Annotated in this window: 11 protein-coding genes; 3 read left to right on the top strand and 8 right to left on the bottom strand. The window is 64.3% G+C overall.

Features of this window, described 5'->3' with window-relative positions; translation table 11 throughout:
• Nucleotides 1-606: 606 nt before the first annotated feature.
• The gene (locus BSIN_RS21310) at nt 607-2,457 is read left to right on the top strand and encodes a M24 family metallopeptidase (RefSeq protein ID WP_089341901.1); all 1,851 of its coding nucleotides are present in this window, start codon (nt 607-609) and stop codon (nt 2,455-2,457) included.
• An 84-nt stretch (nt 2,458-2,541) separates the two neighbouring features.
• Here BSIN_RS21310 and BSIN_RS21305 read toward each other — a convergent pair whose 3' ends face one another.
• Nucleotides 2,542-3,621, bottom strand: coding sequence for a fatty acid desaturase (locus BSIN_RS21305; RefSeq protein WP_089341896.1), 1,080 nt, complete (start codon nt 3,619-3,621; stop codon nt 2,542-2,544).
• A gap of 159 nt (nt 3,622-3,780) precedes the next feature.
• Between BSIN_RS21305 and BSIN_RS21300 the strand changes: the two genes are divergently transcribed.
• Nucleotides 3,781-4,815, top strand: a complete 1,035-nt coding sequence (locus tag BSIN_RS21300; RefSeq protein ID WP_089341900.1) for an AraC family transcriptional regulator — start codon at nt 3,781-3,783, stop codon at nt 4,813-4,815.
• Nucleotides 4,816-4,963: 148 nt separating this feature from the next.
• On the opposite strand, the gene BSIN_RS21295 is transcribed toward BSIN_RS21300, so the two are convergent.
• The 3 genes from BSIN_RS21295 to cdpA form a co-directional block, all read right to left on the bottom strand.
• Nucleotides 4,964-6,001 carry a sulfonate ABC transporter substrate-binding protein gene (locus tag BSIN_RS21295; protein ID WP_089341899.1) on the bottom strand — a complete coding sequence of 346 codons (1,038 nt, stop codon included), beginning with the start codon at nt 5,999-6,001 and terminating at the stop codon, nt 4,964-4,966.
• Between the two features lie 181 nt (nt 6,002-6,182).
• Nucleotides 6,183-7,649: an HDOD domain-containing protein gene (locus BSIN_RS21290; RefSeq protein WP_089341895.1), complete on the bottom strand. Its 1,467-nt coding sequence runs from the start codon at nt 7,647-7,649 to the stop codon at nt 6,183-6,185.
• Nucleotides 7,650-7,683: 34 nt separating this feature from the next.
• Nucleotides 7,684-9,426 (bottom strand): cyclic di-GMP phosphodiesterase CdpA, encoded by a 1,743-nt coding sequence (gene cdpA / locus BSIN_RS21285; protein WP_089341898.1) that lies wholly within the window; start codon nt 9,424-9,426, stop codon nt 7,684-7,686.
• A 291-nt stretch (nt 9,427-9,717) separates the two neighbouring features.
• Between cdpA and BSIN_RS21280 the strand changes: the two genes are divergently transcribed.
• Entirely contained in the window at nt 9,718-10,266 is a 549-nt protein-coding gene (locus tag BSIN_RS21280) for a peroxiredoxin (RefSeq protein ID WP_089341894.1), read from the top strand.
• 118 nt (nt 10,267-10,384) lie between these two features.
• On the opposite strand, the gene BSIN_RS21275 is transcribed toward BSIN_RS21280, so the two are convergent.
• From BSIN_RS21275 to BSIN_RS21260, 4 genes are all read right to left on the bottom strand, one after another.
• The gene (locus BSIN_RS21275) at nt 10,385-11,011 is read right to left on the bottom strand and encodes an NAD(P)H-binding protein (RefSeq protein ID WP_089341893.1); all 627 of its coding nucleotides are present in this window, start codon (nt 11,009-11,011) and stop codon (nt 10,385-10,387) included.
• Nucleotides 11,012-11,244: 233 nt separating this feature from the next.
• Nucleotides 11,245-14,547, bottom strand: a complete 3,303-nt coding sequence (locus BSIN_RS21270) for an efflux RND transporter permease subunit (RefSeq protein WP_089341892.1) — start codon at nt 14,545-14,547, stop codon at nt 11,245-11,247.
• On the bottom strand, nt 14,548-17,658 hold the full coding sequence (locus tag BSIN_RS21265) for an MdtB/MuxB family multidrug efflux RND transporter permease subunit (RefSeq protein WP_089341891.1): 3,111 nt from the start codon (nt 17,656-17,658) through the stop codon (nt 14,548-14,550). It abuts the gene before it with no gap.
• 13 nt (nt 17,659-17,671) lie between these two features.
• The coding region (locus tag BSIN_RS21260; RefSeq protein ID WP_143757510.1) for an MdtA/MuxA family multidrug efflux RND transporter periplasmic adaptor subunit at nt 17,672-18,815 on the bottom strand (1,144 nt) is incomplete at its 5' end.

Below are 18,815 nucleotides of genomic sequence, written 5' to 3'. Positions count from 1 at the left end.
CCAATGCCACGCTGCTACGCATGGCTTCCAATCGTTGGGGAAACCGGTAACTCACGCCGTCAACACGGTATCGGCTCCACGCTTACCCAGAAACCCGATGACTGGCTCTTCCGTCAAGCGCTGCTTCAAGGTCCCGTCTTCTGCTCCGAAACAGAACCTATTCGCTTCTGACTCGAACGGTGCGCTCGCGGGTACAGGTTCCTCCCATTCCTCATCGATGGTTCAGCGTCCTAACCGCTTAGCCCATCTCGGTGATCGCGAATGCGCAGCAGCCGGAGGCATATCGCGGATCTCCTCGAAAGCAGCAGGCGTCCGTACTGTTGCTCGTCGTTTCGCCGCGGGCAGTGCGCGACGGAGCATTTATTTGGCCAGCAGGCCAGCAAGGCAGGATGGTCGCTGGTGCGATATCGCGCCAGCCGCTATTCCATTGACGAAGGAGAGGGCGGCCACGCTCGGCGCATGCAATCAACGTCAGTCGCCCAGTCATATCCAAACTTAAGTAGCACAAAAATTTAAGCTTGACGTAAATTTAATCGAAAGGTAGGTTTTGTTCAGCGGCGCTGAGCGCAGAAGCCGTCACGTCTACCAATATCGATGGGGCATCTGATGATCGACCAGCTCAAATATAATTTCTCCGACTTACCTCTTTACAATGCGCCGGTCGCTCAGGTTCATGCAGATCTGTCGCGGCTAATGGATACGCTGCAGCTTGATGTCCTCGTAATCACTTCGCAGGACGAATATCTCACCGAATATTTGCCCAGCCTCAACAATCAGCGTTATGCATTGTCCGGGTTCGACGGATCGGCCGGCTCCGGTTTGTTTCTGAGCGAGGCCGCCGCTCGGCGGCTCGGCGTGCCGCAGTTCGTGCTGTTCGTCGATGGACGCTATCACCTGCAAGCGGAAAAGCAGTGCGATCCTGCGTTTGTGCAAGTGGAGAAGGTGAGTCTAAACGGGTCGATGTGGCAAGCGATCACAGATTGGTTCGTTCTGCATAAGGCCGAACTCGAGCGGGCAGGCTACGATTCGTTGCGTATGAGCGTCGCGCAGCGGCAGCGCTTGCTGCTGGATACGCAAGCGCTCGGCGTGCAATGGACAAGTCTCGCGAATCGCGAAATCGATCAGGCGATTTCGTTGCCGGGATGGCGCGTCGAGCGTCCGATCTTCGAAGTGCCGCAATCGACGACTGGCATGAGCATCGCAGAAAACATCGCGATGCTGAATAAGCGAATCCGCGAGCATGTCGGGGAACCGTCGGCGAAGACGGCATTCCTGAGCTGTATGGCTGACGATGCGAGTTATCTGCTGAACAGCCGCGGCTATCATCTGCCGTACACGTCGTCGCATCTCGGCTTCGTGTTTGTCGTCGACGCTGCCGCAGTGTTGTTTTTGCCGGAAGGCGTCGATCGTTGCCCGGTGGAGATCGGATCTTATCCGATGCTGACTGTGATTCGTTGCGATATCGCCGAGCTCGAGCGCTTTCTCGCGCAATTCGACGTCGAGTTCCTGTGCTACGGCTTCGACGCAGCCAACTGCGCGCTACCGGATGTGATGCGCAGGATCTGGCCCGGCGCTCGTCATGTGGACTACAACCCGATCGAGGCGGCACGGGCAAGCAAGACGCCTGAAGTGCTCGCTCAGTTTCGCGATGCGTTCGCGCGCAGCAGTGCGGCAATTGCGGAGGTGATGCGCTGGGCAAAGACGGGAGAGCCGGGGCGAACGCATTCGGAATACGATCTCGCGCGCATGATCAACGATGCTTACGGCACGCGCGGCGCGGTATCGCTGAGCTTTACGAGCATTGCCGCAAACGGCGCGAACAGCGCGTCCGCGCACTACGCGGCCGCGAGTGCCGATGTCGAATTGACCGAAGGCGAACTCGTGCTGCTCGATAGCGGTGCGTATTACGACGGCGGTTTTGCGACCGACTGCACGCGCGTCGTGCTGCGCCGGAGTCGGCCGGATACGCAAGCGCAGCCGTGGCAGCGCGAAATTTATACGGTTGCGCTGAAGGCCTGCATCAAGGGGCTTGTCACGCATTTTCCGAAGGATGCGTCAGGTGCCGATGTGGACGCTGCAGTGCGCGAGGTATGCCGCAAGCATGGCTACGATTATGCGCACGGCACCGGGCATGGGGTTGGCATCCACGTGCACGAGAGCGGGGTGCGGTTCAGTCCCGCGTCGTCATATGGGCTGGTGCCGAATGCGGTGATTTCGATCGAGCCGGGTATTTACTTGCCGGGCAAGGGGGGCGTGCGGATCGAGAACATCGTCGTCATTCATCCGAGCGAGACGGAACCGGACAAGGTGACTTTCGAAAATCTCGTGACCGTCGGCTACGACTGGGATCTGATCGATCTAACGCTGTTGACAGACGGCGAGCGCGCCTACCTGCGCGAATATGAGCAGGCATGCGTCGAGCGCGGCACGCACGTCACGGCTTGCCCGTTGCTATAAGCCGCAAGACGGCCGGAGAAAGCAGCGCGGGCCGCGCATGGGCGGCCCGGCATGACAGGTCGGCAACGCACGCCGTGGCGACGATTACGCTGCGCGCACTTCGTTCCAGCGGTTCGCGCGACGGAACGTGCCGATATCGTTGAAGCGCACGCCGACCGCGCGCATTGCCGCATGGGCGCGCTTCGCGGTGAGCTGGCGAATGTAGAACGGATCACGCACGACGAAGTGGTGAATTGCATGCGTGCTGCCGAAGTTGAAGCAGAACAGTTGCATCGGAATCAGCCACCAAGGGTTCAGCACCTGCGTTTGCTGGATGACGTTGCGCGCGTCGATGTCGCCGTAGTAATGCATGTTCGAGCTGATGAAGTTGATGCAGAAGCTGCGCACGAAATTCGGTCCGAGCCACGTGACTGTGAGAAAGTCGACGACATGCATCGTTTGCGCGACGATTGCCGGAATGTCCGGTTGATAGCCGAGCGCATGCAGCGCGAAGAGACCGACGTGGTAGACGATGAACGTGTGCCAGAGCACGTAGTACAGGTGGCCGATCGGCATGTACGACATCAGTTGCTCGATGCGCAACTGCACGCTTGCGCCACGGCCCTGCTCGGGCTGCGCTGCAACGTACTGCAATACTTTTTTGCGCATGCCGAGCGGCCGAAACGCGACGGCGAGCATACCGTCGGCGATCATCAGCAGCCGCTTCAGACTCCAGCGTTCGCCGTTCGTGATCCCGTACTCCTCGAGATCCGATTCGCCGCCCGATACCTTGTGATGATGCAGATGCATCCGGCGCCGCGTCCACGGATTGATCGTGCCGGGGCGGGTGAGCCAGCAAAGCGCCATCATCAAATGGTAGGCCCAAGGTTTCGTCTTGAAGTACATCAGATGAATCAAATCGTGTTCGAGTTCGTGAATCAGCGACGTCGCAAGCGTCGCGACGATCAGCGCGACGTACCACGCGATCGCGCCGCGCGCATACAGATAGGCTGAGCCGATCACGATCGCGACGCATACCGCCATCACGCTCGCACCGATCAGGTTCTGATTGTCGAGCAGCGGGTATTTCGCGCGCAACGCATCGCTTGCCGCGTTGACCTCACGGCGAACATACGCGACTTTCTCCGCGTCGTTCTTGAAGCGCATCGTCTTGGTCTGGTTCATAAGTTTTGATCCGTATCCCTGAATGATCGACGCTTGGTTTGTCGATGGCACCATCTTAGAGCCGCTTGCGTTTCTGCCGGGAGGGGCGGGTGTGCCAAAGAAAGAGTCATTTTGGGCCATTGTGGCTATAATCGACTCGATCACTGCATGGAGTCGAGCATGGTTTCGTCCGTTCCGGACCCCACCAGGCAATTGAACAAGGCCACCGTTTCATCCGCCTATCCGCTTTTTATGCTGATGCTGGCCGAGGAGCGCGGCATTGCCGGCGAGGACATTCTCGCGGGCACGGGGGTCACGCGCGCGCAGCTCGAATCGCCGAACGTGCGCATTACGCCGTTGCAGCAGGCTGCGATCGTGTTCAATCTGCTCGGGGCGACCAACGATCCGGCGATCGCGATCGAGATCGGCCTGCGCAGCAGCCTGACGAAATCCGGATTGATCGGCTTCGGCTTGATGAGCTGCGCGACGCTTGGTGAGGCGGTCGAACTCGGCATCCGCTATCTTCCGACTCGCGTGCCTTTTTTTTCGGTGCGGCTCGCGCGGCTCGAACAATCCGTGCAGATCGATGTGCTCGAGGCGTTTCCGCTCGGCCGGCTGCGGCAGTTCGGAGTCGAGAATTTCATGGTCGAGACGGCGATTCTATTCAATTCGTTGCTCACGCCTTCTCGTGACGAGACGATGGGGCGCACCGAATTGCATTTCGAATGGCCGCAGCCTGCCTATTTCGAGCGTTATCGCGAGCGGCTGCCGCGCTGCCACTTCGACGCGCCGGCCAATCAGATCCGCTTCGACGCGGCGCGGCTCGACGAGCCGATCTTGACGGCCAACGCGCAAACGGCACAGATGATCGTGCAACAGTGCGACGAGGAACTGGCGCGGCTCGGGTATGTCGAGAGCGTCGTCGAGCGCGTGCGCAATTTGCTGATTTGCGGTGGCGACGGCTATCCGTCGCTCGATCAGGTCGCGCGCGAGCTGCATCTGTCCGAGCGCACGCTCAAGCGCAAGTTGAGCGATTGCGGAACGACGTACTCGGCGCTGCTCGACGAAATCCGCCTGCGCGATGCGCTGCGTTTGCTCGAAGGCACGCAACTGAGCGTCGACGAGATTGCCGCGCGTGTCGGCTATACCGATCGTGCGAATTTCAGCAGGGCGTTCAAGCGCTGGACAGGGACGACACCGAGCCGCCGGCGCTGAAGACATCGCGCCGCTGAGCCGGACGCGGCGTGCGTTCGCCGATGCGCGGTCGGCTGCCGATCGGTGCGCGGCGGCGTCGGTGACGGCGGCATTCGTTCGCGGTGCGAGCTTCGCACGGAAGCGGAAGCCCGCGTACCGCTCTCGCGCGCTATGCGTGCTGCCAGCGCGCGGACGAAACGTCGATCTTGCGCGGAATCAGCTTGAGGCTCGAAAACGTGTCGGCGATCTGCTGCTGGTACGCGAGCGCTGCGCTGTCGACTGTCTGCACGCCGTAGCTGGCGCGGTTCAGCGCGAGTTCGAGCGTCGCGGTGTCGAGTCCGACGAGCGGTGAGAGCTGCACCGCCGCAGCCGGGATATGCGTGCGCGCCCAACTGTCGAGCGTGCCGATTTCGGCGAGCAGCGCCTGCACGAGTTGCGGTGCGGCGTCGGCGAACTTGCGGCTCGCGACGTAGTACTGCGCATTGTTCACGAGCCCTTCGCCGTTGGCGAGCGTGCGCACGTTCGCCTGCCGCTCGATTGCGGCGAGATACGGGTCCCAGATCACCCACGCGTCGACGCTGCGCTGGACGAATGCGGCGCGCGCATCGGCGGGGGCGAGATAGACTGGCGAGATATCCCGGTAATCGATCCGCGCCCGCTGCAGCGCGTTGACGAGCAGATAGTGAACGTTGGAGCCCTTGTTGAGCGCGATCTTCTTGCCGCGCAAATCGGCGATCGTGCGGATCGGCGAATCGTGAGGCACGACGATCGCTTCGCCTTTCGGCGCGGGCGGCTCGCTGCCGACATAGACGAAATCAACGCCGCCCGCGAGCGCGAAGACCGGCGGCGTCTCGCCGACGGTGCCGAAGTCGATTGCTCCTGCATTCAAGCCTTCGAGCAATTGCGGACCGCCGGGGAATTCGATCCACTGAACGGCAACGCGTTGCGCGGTGAGCCGCTTTTCGAGCGAGCCGCGTGCTTTCATCAATACGAGGTTGCCGTATTTTTGATAGCCGATCCTAAGCGTGGCGGGCGTTTGAGCGCTGCTTTGCGCAAGCGCGCCGCCGCTTGCGGACAGCGCGGCAAAACCGCCCAGCAGCGGCGAGGCGAGCGCGGCCGTCGCACCTGCTGCCTTCAGCAGCGAGCGGCGCAAGCCGTCCTGAGGCGCGCGGGAGGCCCGCGGGCGGGATCGAAGGGGCGAAGTCATCTGGCTGGTCCGTTGTGCAAGGCTGCGCAGCGAGGCTTCCGCACGGCTTGCCGGCGGCCGCATCGCAAATTCGCCGCCATCATGCTTTGCGTGCGTCGCGCTGGTCAACGGCTGGCTTCGACTTTGTTCTGCTATCGATTCCGCACGACGGAATTAGCGGGGGCGCTGCGCGTCGCGCGCATCAGGCGTCGTCGGCCGGTGCGTGGTGGAAGAAGCGCCCGAGTTCCTTCGCGAGCGCGTTGAGTTCGCTCATTTCCACTGACGTGATTTTGCGCGCCGGTTGCCCGTGCGACCAATCGCCATACAGCAGTGCTGCCGTGGTTCCGCAGGCGGCGACAGGCAGCAGCACGAATGCGAGCGCATCGTCGAAGGCCGCGCGGTACCACGTGGGCAGCCGTTTCGCCATTTTCGGATCGCGCACGTTTTCGATGAAAATGCCGACCGAGTTGCTGATCGCGAGATGGAACACGTCTGGCTCGAAGGCCTCGTCAAAACGCAGCATATCGAGCATCGCATCGACATCGGGCCCGAATCCGAGCTGCGCGGCGAACACGCCGTCATCGCGCCGCACGAACATCACGACGCGGGTGAACGCGAGTCCCGCAAGCACGCTTTCGGACGCGAGTGCGAGCACCGGGCCAAGCACATGCTCGGACGGCAATGCGCGCAAGTCCGCGAGCCCCGCTTCGAGGCACGCGCGCGGATTCGACGCGCCGCGCGCCATTTTGTCGGCGCTTGCGCGCAATTCGACGATTTCGCGCATCACCGTGTCGCTCGTCTCTTCGCGCGACACCGACGCAGCGATCTCGACGAGCCTTGCGGGATCGGCGCCAAGCACGCCTTGAAAGCGCTGCGCGAGCGAGGCGAGCCGTGCGTCGCGTTCGCACGCGCTCGCCGACGTGAGCACGGCGGCCACGTCGGTCGAGTAATGACTGACTGCGCGCAGCCACTGGACGTCGCGCGGCGCGTCGTCGTCCGGGCGATACGGCATCATTCCGCAGCGAGTCAATTCGGGCAGCCGCCAGCGACTCGCGGCTTCGAGACCGATCTCGGCGAAGCCGACGCCGAGCACCGTTCGGCATGCGGCTTCGCCGTCTTCGTCGTTCCCGTCGTTCAATTCGGCAATACGGCGGATCGCGTCCCATTCGGCGTCGAGATAGCAGACGACGAGCAGTTTGCCGACTTGCCGCATCAGCGTGCAGACGACTGCTTCCTCGCCCTTGCGTAAATCCACGTGCGCGGTGAGCTTGCGCGCGATGCAGCCCGACAGCAGCGCGCGGTTCAGTTCGAGCTTCGCGGCGATGCGGCGCGGCGCGCTGTGATGGAAGTGGTCGACCAGCTTGAGCCCGACGACGAGATGGCCGACCGCATCCATCCCCAGTACCATCAGCGCGCGCGTGACCGTGGTGATGTTGCCGCCGAACGCCATATACATTGCCGAGTTGGCGAGCCGCAGCACTTTCTGCGTCAGCGCGAAATCGGACAGCACGACGCGCACGAGCGCCGTGATGTCGAGATCGTCGTGCTTCATCGCCGCCATCGTCGCGCGCACCGCGTCCGACAGCAGCGGAAAATCGCCGCGCTCGTTCATCCGGGCCCAGAGCTTATCGAGCAGCGCCGTCCTTGATAATTGTGCGGTGATGGGCATACGAATCAATGATTGAAAAGGCCGTCTTCGTGCGTCATGCGGCCTCGTGCAAATGCAACTGCTGCGCTTCGAAGCGCATGGCCAGCTCATCGGACGGCAGCGCCCGGCACACGAGCCAGCCTTGGATGTGGTTGCAACCCATCTCGGTCAGCAGCGCACGCTGTGCTTCGGTCTCGACGCCCTCGGCGACGAGTTCGAGTTCGAGTGTCTGCGCGAGGCCGACGACCGCCGACACGATCGCCCGATCATTTCTCGACGTCAACAGGTTTTCGACGAAGCTGCGATCGATCTTCAGCTTCGCAAGCGGAAAGCGCTGCAGATAGGCGAGGCTCGAGTAGCCGGTGCCGAAATCGTCGACCGCGAAGCGGATGCCAAGTTCGGTCACTTCCTCGAGCAGCGATTTCGCGTGCTGCGGATCGCGCATCAGCAGGCTCTCGGTGATCTCGAGCACGATTCTGCGCGGATCGATGCCCGTCAACTTGATCGCATCCCGCACGCTTTGCGTGAAGCGCGGATCGCGGAACTGCTGCGGCGAGACATTGACGGCCACGTATTGCAGTGCGATGCCTTGCCGGTCCCACGCGACGAGCTGCATGCACGCGGCTTTGAGCACCCAGTTGCCGAGATAGTTGATGAGGCCGATCGATTCGGCGAGCGGAATGAACGTCGCGGGCGCGACGAGCCCGTGCGTCGGATGTTGCCAGCGGATCAGCGCCTCGACGCCGACGACGGCGCCCGTGCTGCTTTTGGTGATCGGCTGGAAGTGCAGCGAGAATTCGCCGTTGCGCACGCCGTTGTACAGATCGGCTTCGAGCTTCAGGCGTTCGGCGTCGGCCGGATCGTCGGTCGGCTGGTGGAAGGCGAGCGCGTTGCCGCCCGCGGTCTTTGCCTGGGCAAGCGCGCGATCCGCCCGGCGCAGCAGCGGACTGTGATGCTGCGTGTGCCACGGCGTCGCGCGGATGTCTGGATACAGCGCGATGCCGACGCTCGCGGACAGATGCACGGACTGGCCTTCGTATGAATACGGCTGCTGGATCGCCGTTTGCAGCCGGCGCGCGAACGCCTGCGCCGCATCGATCGCGGCGGCGCGCGTCGCCGCGGTCAGCATGATCGCGAACTTGTCGCTCGCCACGCGCGCCAGCCGCTCGCCCTGCGTTGCGAGCCGCTGCAGCCGCTGCGCGGTGTCGCGCAGCAGCGCGTCGCCTGCATCGTAGCCGAGTGCGCGGTTGATTCGCTGATAGTCGTCGAGATCGAGCAGCAGCAGCGCCGTGCAGCCGTTGCCGTCGTCGGCCGCCTGTTGCGCGCGCATCAGCTCGGGCAGCAGGGCGGACAGATTATCGAGGCCCGTCATCGGATCGTGGTGCAACTCGTAGGTGAGCCGCGCCTCGATCGCGCGCCACGATGAAACGTCGAAGGCCGCGATCGCGAAGCCGTCGACGCCATGGTGGCGGCTTCTCACCGCGCGCACCTCGACGTCGAGCGGATAGGTGAGCGACTTGACGAGACAGAGCGTGGTTTTTTCGACGTTGCCGGTTTCCGACGCGCGCGCAAGCAACGTGTCGAGCGCCGCGGTATCCTCGTCGTGGATCAGGTCGCGCAGCGTCAGCGTATGCAGGTAATCGCGGTGGTAGCCGATGAAGCGCAGGCTCGCGTCCGACACGTAGAGAAAGCGCAGGTCGCGATCGACATGGGCGAGGAAATCGACCGCGCCGACGGTTTGCTCCAACCAGCTCTGCACGGTATCGTCGGCGCGTGGCGTGCCGGCGCGCGCGGGCATCAGCGCGCCGCCCGACCACGCGAAGCGGCGCAGCGTGCGAAGCGCGGCGCGCCATGAGCCCTTGCGGGGCGCATTGTTCGTGAAGGCTTCCATGTATATCGCTGGCGTATAGAGGCTGGAACCGGTATCGTCCAGACGTAATAACGGCGTATTGTGTCGATTCTTTAGCGATGAGGGGGATTTGGCCTGGAATGTTTCATCGATAGCATGTGCTTGAAATATGAAGCTCGGTGCATGTTGCCGGTTAAAGCGGGCCGGATTCGGAAGACCCTATCAACAACGAGGATTGGGATGAAACGAAAATGGATTCCGAGCATCGCGGCGGCGTTCTTCGCGCTGCATGCGGCCATGGCGCACGCGGTCCTGAAGATCGGCGACACCGCGCCGGACTTCAGCACTCAGGCGTCGCTCGGCGGCAAGACGTATACGTATTCGCTCGCGAGCGAGTTGAAGCAGGGGCCGGTGGTGCTGTATTTCTATCCGGCTGCCTTCACGAAGGGTTGCACCATCGAGGCGCATGCGTTCGCCGATGCGGTGGATGCTTACAAGCAATATGGCGCAACGGTGATCGGCGTGTCGGCCGACGATATCGGCACGCTGACGAAATTCTCGGTCAGCGAGTGTCGCAGCAAATTTCCGGTCGCGGCGGACCCTGATGCGAAGATCATTCGCGCCTACGACGCGAAACTGCCGGCGATCGACAAGGCGAACCGCGTGTCCTACGTGATTTCGCCCGAAGGGAAGGTGATCTACGAATACACGAGCCTGTCGCCGGACAAGCACGTCGAGAATACGCTTCACGCGGTGAAGGCCTGGGCGGCGTCGCATAAGCAGCCGTGATCGCGCCGTGCGGCGGGGCGGGCCACGCGTCGCGCCGCACGCGGATGCGCCGACCGGGCTCGCGCATGCGAGCCTGCGCCGGCGCGGGGCGCGGTTGTCGTCGCGCAGTTGTCGTGGATTACGCGCGCAACGCTTGCTCGATCGGCACGCCGCCGCCGACGAAACCGATCGTCTTTTTCGAGATGTCGCGCTTGATCGCTTCGATCGCGGCCCACGCGACGTCCTGCCGCGCGACGGGCGGCGCGTCGTCGACCCGCTCCTCGGTGAGCGCGATCGTGCCGACGCCCGGATCGTCCGACAGCGGGCCGGGCCGCAGGATCACGTAATCGACGCCGGAGGCGATCACGCGCTCGTCGCCCTCGCGCTTCATCTGCGAATAGTGGCGCAGCATGCTGGGGCTGCGCTCCGGCCAGTACGCGGACAGCGAACTGATCACGACGAGCTTCTGGACGTTGTACGCCTTCGCATAGGTGGCGGCGCGCGCGACGGCGTCGCGGTCGATCTGCTGCTCCTCGGCTTCGCCTTCGGATTCGGCCGAACCCGCCGCGTAGATCGCATAGGTGATGCCGTCGAAGGCGAACGAGAAGTCGGCCGTCAGATCGGCGACGATCACCGTTGCCCCCGGCAACGTGTAATCCGGCCGGCGCACGAGCGCTGTGACCTCGAAATCCTGCTGCTTGAGCAGCAGGTCCGCAAGTGCGTGGCCCGTGCGGCCGGACGCGCCAATCAGTAGTACCTTCGACATGAAACCACTCCTCGCATTGCGCCAGGCCGAGCGTGCCTTTTGTGATAGGACCGCTGGCTGTTGGATAAGTTTAGGCCGAATTCAGGCCGGATCGGCGAGGAGGCGAAACGGGGCGGCAGTGGCACGAAACCTGCAGTGTGCCGGGCGACCGGATGCGGGTGTTGTCGCACGGAAATTGGCAGCGAAATCGGAAGCGCGGAAGCGGACCCGCCTGCGGCGGCGAGCCCGCTCGATCATTCGCCCGCGCCCGCGGCGCCAGCCGCTCGCGTGGCGCGCCGGCGGTTTTCCCAGCGCACGCGCAGACGGTCCATATACAAGTAGACGATCGGCGTCGTATAGAGCGTCAGCATCTGCGACACGATGAGCCCGCCCGCGATCGCGATGCCGAGCGGCGCGCGCAGCTCCGCGCCGTCGCCGCGGCCGAATGCGAGCGGCAGCGCGCCGAGCAGCGCCGCCATCGTCGTCATCATGATCGGGCGAAAACGCAGCACGCAGGCTTCGTGAATTGCATCGAATGACGATTTGCCTTGCCGAGACGCATCGATTGCAAAGTCGACCATCATGATCGCGTTCTTTTTCACGATCCCGATCAGCAGAATCACGCCGATCAGCGCGATGATGCTGAACTCGGTCTTGAAGAGCAGCAGGCCGAGCAGCGCGCCGACGCCCGCGGACGGCAGTGTCGACAGAATCGTGACCGGATGGATGTAGCTCTCGTACAGAATGCCGAGCACGATGTAGACGGCGGCGAGCGCGGCGAGGATCAGGATCGGTTGGTCGCGCGTCGATTGCTGGAACGCCTGCGCGGTGCCCTGGAAGCTGCCGGTGATCGTCGGCGGCACGCCGATTTCGGCCATCGTCTGGTAGATCGCCTGGGTTGCGCTCGACAGCGACACGCCCGGCGGCAGGTTGAACGAAATCGTCGTCGCGACGAAAAGGCCCTGATGATTGACCGACAGCGGCGTCGTGCTCGGGCCGAAGCTCGCGATCGCCGACAGCGGAATCATCGGCGATTTCGACGTCGACACGGCCGCTCCCGCCGATGCGCTCGACTTGCCGCTCGATGCGATCGAGTTGAGCGCCTGGTTGCGCGCGGAATCGGAGGCGATCGCGGCGGCGCTCGTCGCGCTCGTGCCTGCCGCCGACGTGCCCGCGGACGTCGCGACATAGGTGCCCGCCGCCGCGTTGGTCGTCTGCGAGCCGCTCGCGCTGCCGCCCGACGTGCTGATGTACACCTGCTTGAGCATCTCCGGGTCCTGCCAGTAGCGCGGCGCGACTTCCATGATGACGTGATATTGGTTCAGCGCGTTGTAGATCGTCGATACCTGGCGCTGGCCGAACGCGTCGTACAGCGTGTTGTCGATTTGCGCGGGCTTGATGCCCAGGCGCGCGGCGGTGGCGCGGTCGATCGTCACCATCGCCTCGAGGCCGCCTTGCTGTTGATCGGAATTCACGTCGGCGAGTTCGGGGCGCTTTTTCAGCGCTTCGGTCAGCAGCGGCCCCCATTTGTACAACTCGGGCGTCGAATCACCGAGCAGCGTGAACTGATATTGCGCATTGCTCTGCCGGCCGCCCATCCGGATATCCTGCGCGGCTTGCAGGAAGGTGGTCGCGCCCGCGACGGCCGCGAGCTTGGGCCGCAACTGCTGGATCACCTGATCGGCGGACAGCTTGCGCTCGGGCTTGCTTTTCAGCGCGACGAACATGAAGCCCGAGTTGGTCTGCGCGCCGCCGGTGAAGCCCGCGATATGCGCGACGTTCGGATTCTCGCCGACGATGCGCATCATCTCCGAGAACTTGAGCTTCATCGCCTGGAACGACGTGGTCTGATCGGCCTGGATGCCGCCGATCATGAGCCCCGTGTCCTGCTGCGGGAAAAAGCCCTTCGGCACGACGACGTACAGATACAGGTTGAGCGCGATGGTTGCGGCGAGCGTGAGCAGGATCGTGCGCGGATGGCGCAGCGCCCACGACAGCGAACGCTCGTAGCCGCGCTGCATCCGCCCGAAACCGCGCTCCAGCCAGCGCGCCAGGCGGCCCTCGTCGCGCGGATCGTGGGCTTCGGGCAGCAGGCGCGCGCACATCATCGGCGTGAGCGTCAGCGATACGATGAGCGACACGCCGATCGCGAGCGACAGCGTGAGCGCGAACTCGCGAAACAGGCGCCCGACGATGCCGCCCATTAGCAAAATCGGCAGAAACACCGCGACGAGCGACAGGCTGATCGACAGCACGGTGAAGCCGACCTCGCGCGCGCCCTCGAACGCCGCTTGCAAGCGCGGCTTGCCGTTCTCGATGTGGCGCGAGATGTTCTCGAGCACGACGATCGCATCGTCGACGACGAAGCCCGTCGCGACGATCAGCGCCATCAACGACAGGTTGTTCAGCGAGAATCCGAGCAGATACATCGCACCGAACGTGCCGACGATCGAGATCGGCACCGCGACGCTCGGAATCAGCGTCGCGCGCCAGTTGCGCAGGAACAGGAACACGACCATCACGACCAGGCTGACCGCGATGAGCAGCGTGTGCTCGGTGTCGGTCAGCGATGCGCGGATCGTGCCGGAACGGTCGAGTATCGGCGTGACCGTGACGTCGGCGGGCAGCGACGCCGTCAGTTGCGGCAGCGCGGCCTTCACGCGATCGATCGTCTCGATGATGTTCGCGCCGGGCGACCGGTACAGGATCACGAGCACCGCACGGTTGCCGTCGGCCAGGCCGAGGTTGCGCAGATCCTCGACCGAATCGACGACGCTCGACACGTCGGAAAGGCTCACCGCGGCACGGTTGCGATAGGCGATCACGAGATCGCGGTATTGCGACGCCTGCGACGCCTGGTCGTTCGTGTAGAGCTGATAGTGCGTCGGCCCGAACTCGATCGCGCCTTTCGGGCTGTTCGCGTTGGCCGACGCGAGCGCCGCACGCACGTCCTCGAGGCCGATGCCGTAGTGGAACAACGCCTGCGGCTCGAGCTCCACGCGCACGGCCGGGTTCGCCGAGCCGCTCACGCTGACCTGGCCGACGCCGTCGACCTGCGACAGCGATTGCTGCAGCACCGTCGACGCGGCGTCGTACAGCTTCGCGGGCGACGCGGTTTTCGACGTCAGCGCGACGACCATGATCGGCGAGTCGGCCGGGTTGACCTTGCGGTAGGTCGGATTGCTCTTGAGGCTCGTCGGCAGATCGGCGCGCGCGGCGTTGATCGCCGCCTGCACGTCGCGCGCGGCGCCGTCGATGTCACGGTTCAGGTTGAATTGCAACACGATCCGCGCGTTGCCCACCGAACTCATCGACGTCATTTCGGCGACGTCCGCGATCGAGCCCAGATGCCGCTCGAGCGGGCTCGTCACGCTGGTCGCGACGGTCTCGGGGCTCGCGCCCGGCAGCGACGCCTGCACCATGATCGTCGGGAAATCGACTTGCGGCAGCGGCGACACCGGCAGCCTCATGAACGCGAACAGGCCGGCGAGCGCGATGCCGAGCGCAAGCAGCGTGGTCGCGACGGGGTGGGTGATGAAAGGGCGCGACAGATTCATTTACGCGTCCGGATTCGCGGCAGTCGGCCTGCTGCGCTCGAACAGGCCGCGCACGCGGCGTGCGAGCGAGTCGAAACCGAGATAGATCACGGGCGTCGTGAACAGCGTGAGCACCTGCGAGACGATCAGCCCGCCCGCGATCGCGATGCCGAGCGGCTGGCGCAGCTCGGAGCCCGAGCCCGTGCCGAGCACGAGCGGCACGGCGCCGAGCAGCGCGGCGAGCGTGGTCATCAGGATCGGGCGAAAGCGCAGCAGACACGCCTGGTAAATCGCCTCGCGCGGCGGCTTGCCCTCGACGCGCTCGGCCTCGAGCGCGAAGTCGATCATCATGATCGCGTTTTTCTTCACGATGCCGATCAGCAGCACGATGCCGATGATGCCGATGATGTCGAGGTCGTGTCCGGTGATCATCAGCGCGACGAGCGCGCCGACGCCGGCCGACGGCAGCGTCGACAGGATCGTGATCGGATGGATGTAGCTCTCGTACAGCACGCCGAGCACGATGTACATCGTGACGATCGCCGCGAGGATCAGGAACAGCTGGTTCGACAGCGATGCCTGGAACGCGAGCGCTGCGCCCTGGAAGCGCGTCTGGAACGAAGCGGGCAACCCGACTTCGCGCTCGGCCGCCTGGATCGCGTTGACCGCTTCGCCGAGCGACGCGCCCGGCGCGAGATTGAACGAGATCGTCGTCGCCGGGAATTGCGACAGATGCGAGACGAGCAACGGCGCCGGCCGTTCGTGGAACGTCGCGATCGTCGACAGCGGCACCTGGCCGCCGCCCGCCGACGGCAGATAGATGTTGTTCAGCGCGTTGGTGTAGTGCTGCATTTGCGGTTCGGTTTCGAGAATCACGCGGTATTGGTTCGATTGCGTGAAGATCGTCGATACGATCCGCTGGCCGTAGGCGTCGTACAGCGCGTTGTCGACGGTCGCGGGCGTGATCCCGAAGCGCGCGGCGGTGGCGCGATCGATCTCGATGTAGACGGATTTGCCGTCGTTCTGCAGATCGGTCGCGACGTCGGCAAGCGACGGCTCCTTTTTCAGCCGCTCGACGAGCTTCGGCACCCACGTCGCGAATTCGTCCGGGTTCGGGCTCGTCAGCATGAACTGATATTGTGTCGGGCTGACCGTCGAGTCGATCGTCAGATCCTGCACCGGCTGCATGTAGAGCGAGATGCCGGCAACGTCGTCGACCTGCTGCTGCAGCGTGCGGATGATCTCGCTCGCCGACGCGCTGCGCGCGTCGCGCGGCTTCAGGTTGATCAGCATCCGGCCGCTGTTGAGCGTGATATTCGAGCCGTCGACGCCGATGAACGACGTCAGGCTTTCGACATCCGGATTCTTCAGGATCTCGGCGGCGAGCGCCTGCTGCCGCTCGGCCATCGCCAGGTACGACACCGATTGCGGCGCCTGCGTGATCGCTTGAATCGCCCCCGTGTCCTGGGTCGGGAAGAAGCCCTTCGGGATCAGCACATACAGCAGCGCGGTGAGCGCGAGCGTCAGGAGCGCGACGACGAGCGTCGAGCGCCGCCGGTTCAGCACCCATTCGAGCGCGACGCCGTAGCGCGCGATCACGCGGTCGATCAGCGCATGCACCTTCGCCTCGAAGCGGTGGCTCTCGGGCGGCGGCGTGTGGCGCAGGAGCTTCGCGCACATCATCGGTACGAGCGTGAGCGATACGATCGCCGAGATCACGATCGTCACCGCGAGCGTGATCGCGAATTCGTGGAACAGCCGCCCGACCACGTCGCCCATGAACAGCAGCGGGATCAGCACGGCGATCAGCGATACCGTCAGCGAGATGATCGTGAAGCCGATCTGCCTGGAGCCCTTGAGCGCCGCTTCGAGCGCCGTGTCGCCTTCCTCGACGTAGCGCGCGATGTTCTCGATCATCACGATCGCGTCGTCGACGACGAAGCCGGTGGCGATCGTCAGCGCCATCAGCGACAGGTTGTTCAGCGAGAAGCCCGACAGATACATCACCGCGAGCGTGCCGATCAGCGACAGCGGCACCGACAGGCTCGGGATGATCGTCGCGTAGAGGTTCGCGAGAAACAGATACATCACCAGCACGACGAGCGCGACCGCGAGCGCGAGTTCGAACTGCACGTCGCGCACGGCGGCGCGGATCATCGTCGTGCGATCGGTGACGATCTGCACGTCGAGCGCGGCGGGCAGCGTTTCCTGCAGCTTCGGCAGGATCGCCTTGATGCCGTCGACCGTCTGGATCACGTTCGCGCCCGGCTGGCGCTGCACGTTCAGAATGATCGCGGGTTCCGAGTTCACCCAGGCGCCGAGCTTGGTGTTCTCGGAACCGGCGACGATCTTCGCGACGTCGGTCAGCATCACCGGGCGGCCGCCCTTGTAGGCGACCACCGCGTCGTTGTATTGATCGGCGCTCGTCAACTGGTCGTTCGCGTTGATCGTGTATGCGCGCGTCGGGCCGTCGAAGTTGCCCTTCGGCGTATTGACGTTCAGGTTGGAGATCGTCGTGCGCAGGTCGTCGAGATTCATCCCGTAAGACGCGAGCGCGAGCGGGTTCGCCTGGATGCGCACCGCCGGCCGGTTGCCGCCGGACAGGCTCACGAGGCCGACGCCGCCGATCTGCGAGATCTTCATCGCGAGGCGCGTGTCGGCGAGATCCTGGACTTGCGTGAGCGGCAGCGTCTTCGACGTGACGGCGAGCGTGAGCACCGGCGCGTCGGCCGGATTGACCTTCGCATAGATCGGCGGCGCGGGCAGGTCGGACGGCAGCAGGTTGCCCGCGGCGTTGATCGCCGCCTGCACTTCCTGCTCGGCGACATCGAGCGGCAGATCGAGACTGAACTGCAGCGTGATCACCGACGCGCCCGCCGAGCTTTGCGACGACATCTGATTGAGCGACGGCATCTGCCCGAACTGCCGCTCGAGCGGCGCGGTGACGGACGACGTCATCACCTCCGGGCTCGCGCCGGGGTACAAGGTGCGGACCTGGATCGTCGGATAGTCGACCTCCGGCAGCGCGGCGAGCGGCAGAAAGCGCAGCGCGACCAGGCCTGCGAGCAGGATCGCCGCCATCAGGAGCGCGGTGCCGACCGGGCGAAGAATGAAGACGCGGGACGGATTCATCGGTCAGCGCGCGTCATTGCGGTTGAGCCTGCGATGCGTCATGCCGCCGGCGCCCGGCATGCGCGCCGGATGCCGCCGATGCGGAAGCCGCGCCGCGCGCGCCTGGCGCCTGCTTCGGCTGTTCGGCCGGAATCGAGATCTTCGCGCCTTCGCGCAACCGGTCCGAGCCGTCCGTGACGACCCGCTCGCCGGGCGCGAGACCTTCGACGATGCTCGTGCGCTCGCCGTCGACGGGCCCCGGCTTCACCTTGCGCACGGTGACCGTGTTGTCCGGCTTCACGACGTAGACGAATTGACCGATCGAGCCCGTCAGCACGGCCGACGTTGGCACGATCGTCGCGTCGCGGATCGTGTCGACGAGCAGGCGCGTATTGACGAACTGATTCGGAAACAGCAGGCCGGTCTTGTTTTCGAACGTCGCGCGCAGCTTCACGGTGCCGGTCGTCGTGTCGATCTGGTTGTCGAGCGTCTCCAGCTTGCCGGTTTCGAGCGGCGTGGTGTTGTTGCGGTTGTACGCGGTGACCGACAGCTTGTTGCCGGCGTTCACTTGCTTGAGGATCGCGGGCAAATTGTCTTCCGAGGTCGTGAAGATCACGCTGATCGGCTGGAGCTGCGTGAGCACGACGATGCCGTTCGTATCCGACGGCGTCACGTAGTTGCCCGGATCGACCTGCCTCAAGCCCACGCGGCCCGACAAGGGCGCGGTGATTCGCGCATAGGTCAGGTTGAGCTTGGCGGAATCGATCGCCGCGCGGTCGATCTGCACGGTGCCCTCGTATTGCTTGACGAGCGACGCCTGCGTGTCGGCCTGCTGCTTGGAGATCGAATCCTGCGCGAACAGCGTCTGGTAGCGCTGCAGATCGAGGCGCGCGTTCGCGAGCAGCGCCTCGTCGCGCGCGAGCGCGCCCTGCGCGTTGGCGAGCGAGACTTGGTATGGGCGCGGATCGACCTGCGCGAGCACGTCGCCTTTCTTGACGATCTGCCCTTCCTGGAATGCGACCGATTGCAGATAGCCGGAGAGCTGCGTTCTGACCGTCACGTTCGCGAGCGGCGTGACGGTGCCGAGCGCGTTGATGACGATCGGCATCTCGCCGCGCGTGGCGCTTGCCACCTGCACCGGCTGCGGCTGGTTGGCGAACGCGGCCGGCCCGCCGTGC

Origin of the sequence: Burkholderia singularis, assembly GCF_900176645.1 — a bacterium.
Lineage (GTDB): Bacteria > Pseudomonadota > Gammaproteobacteria > Burkholderiales > Burkholderiaceae > Burkholderia > Burkholderia singularis.
This window is presented reverse-complemented; position numbering and strand designations above follow the sequence as displayed.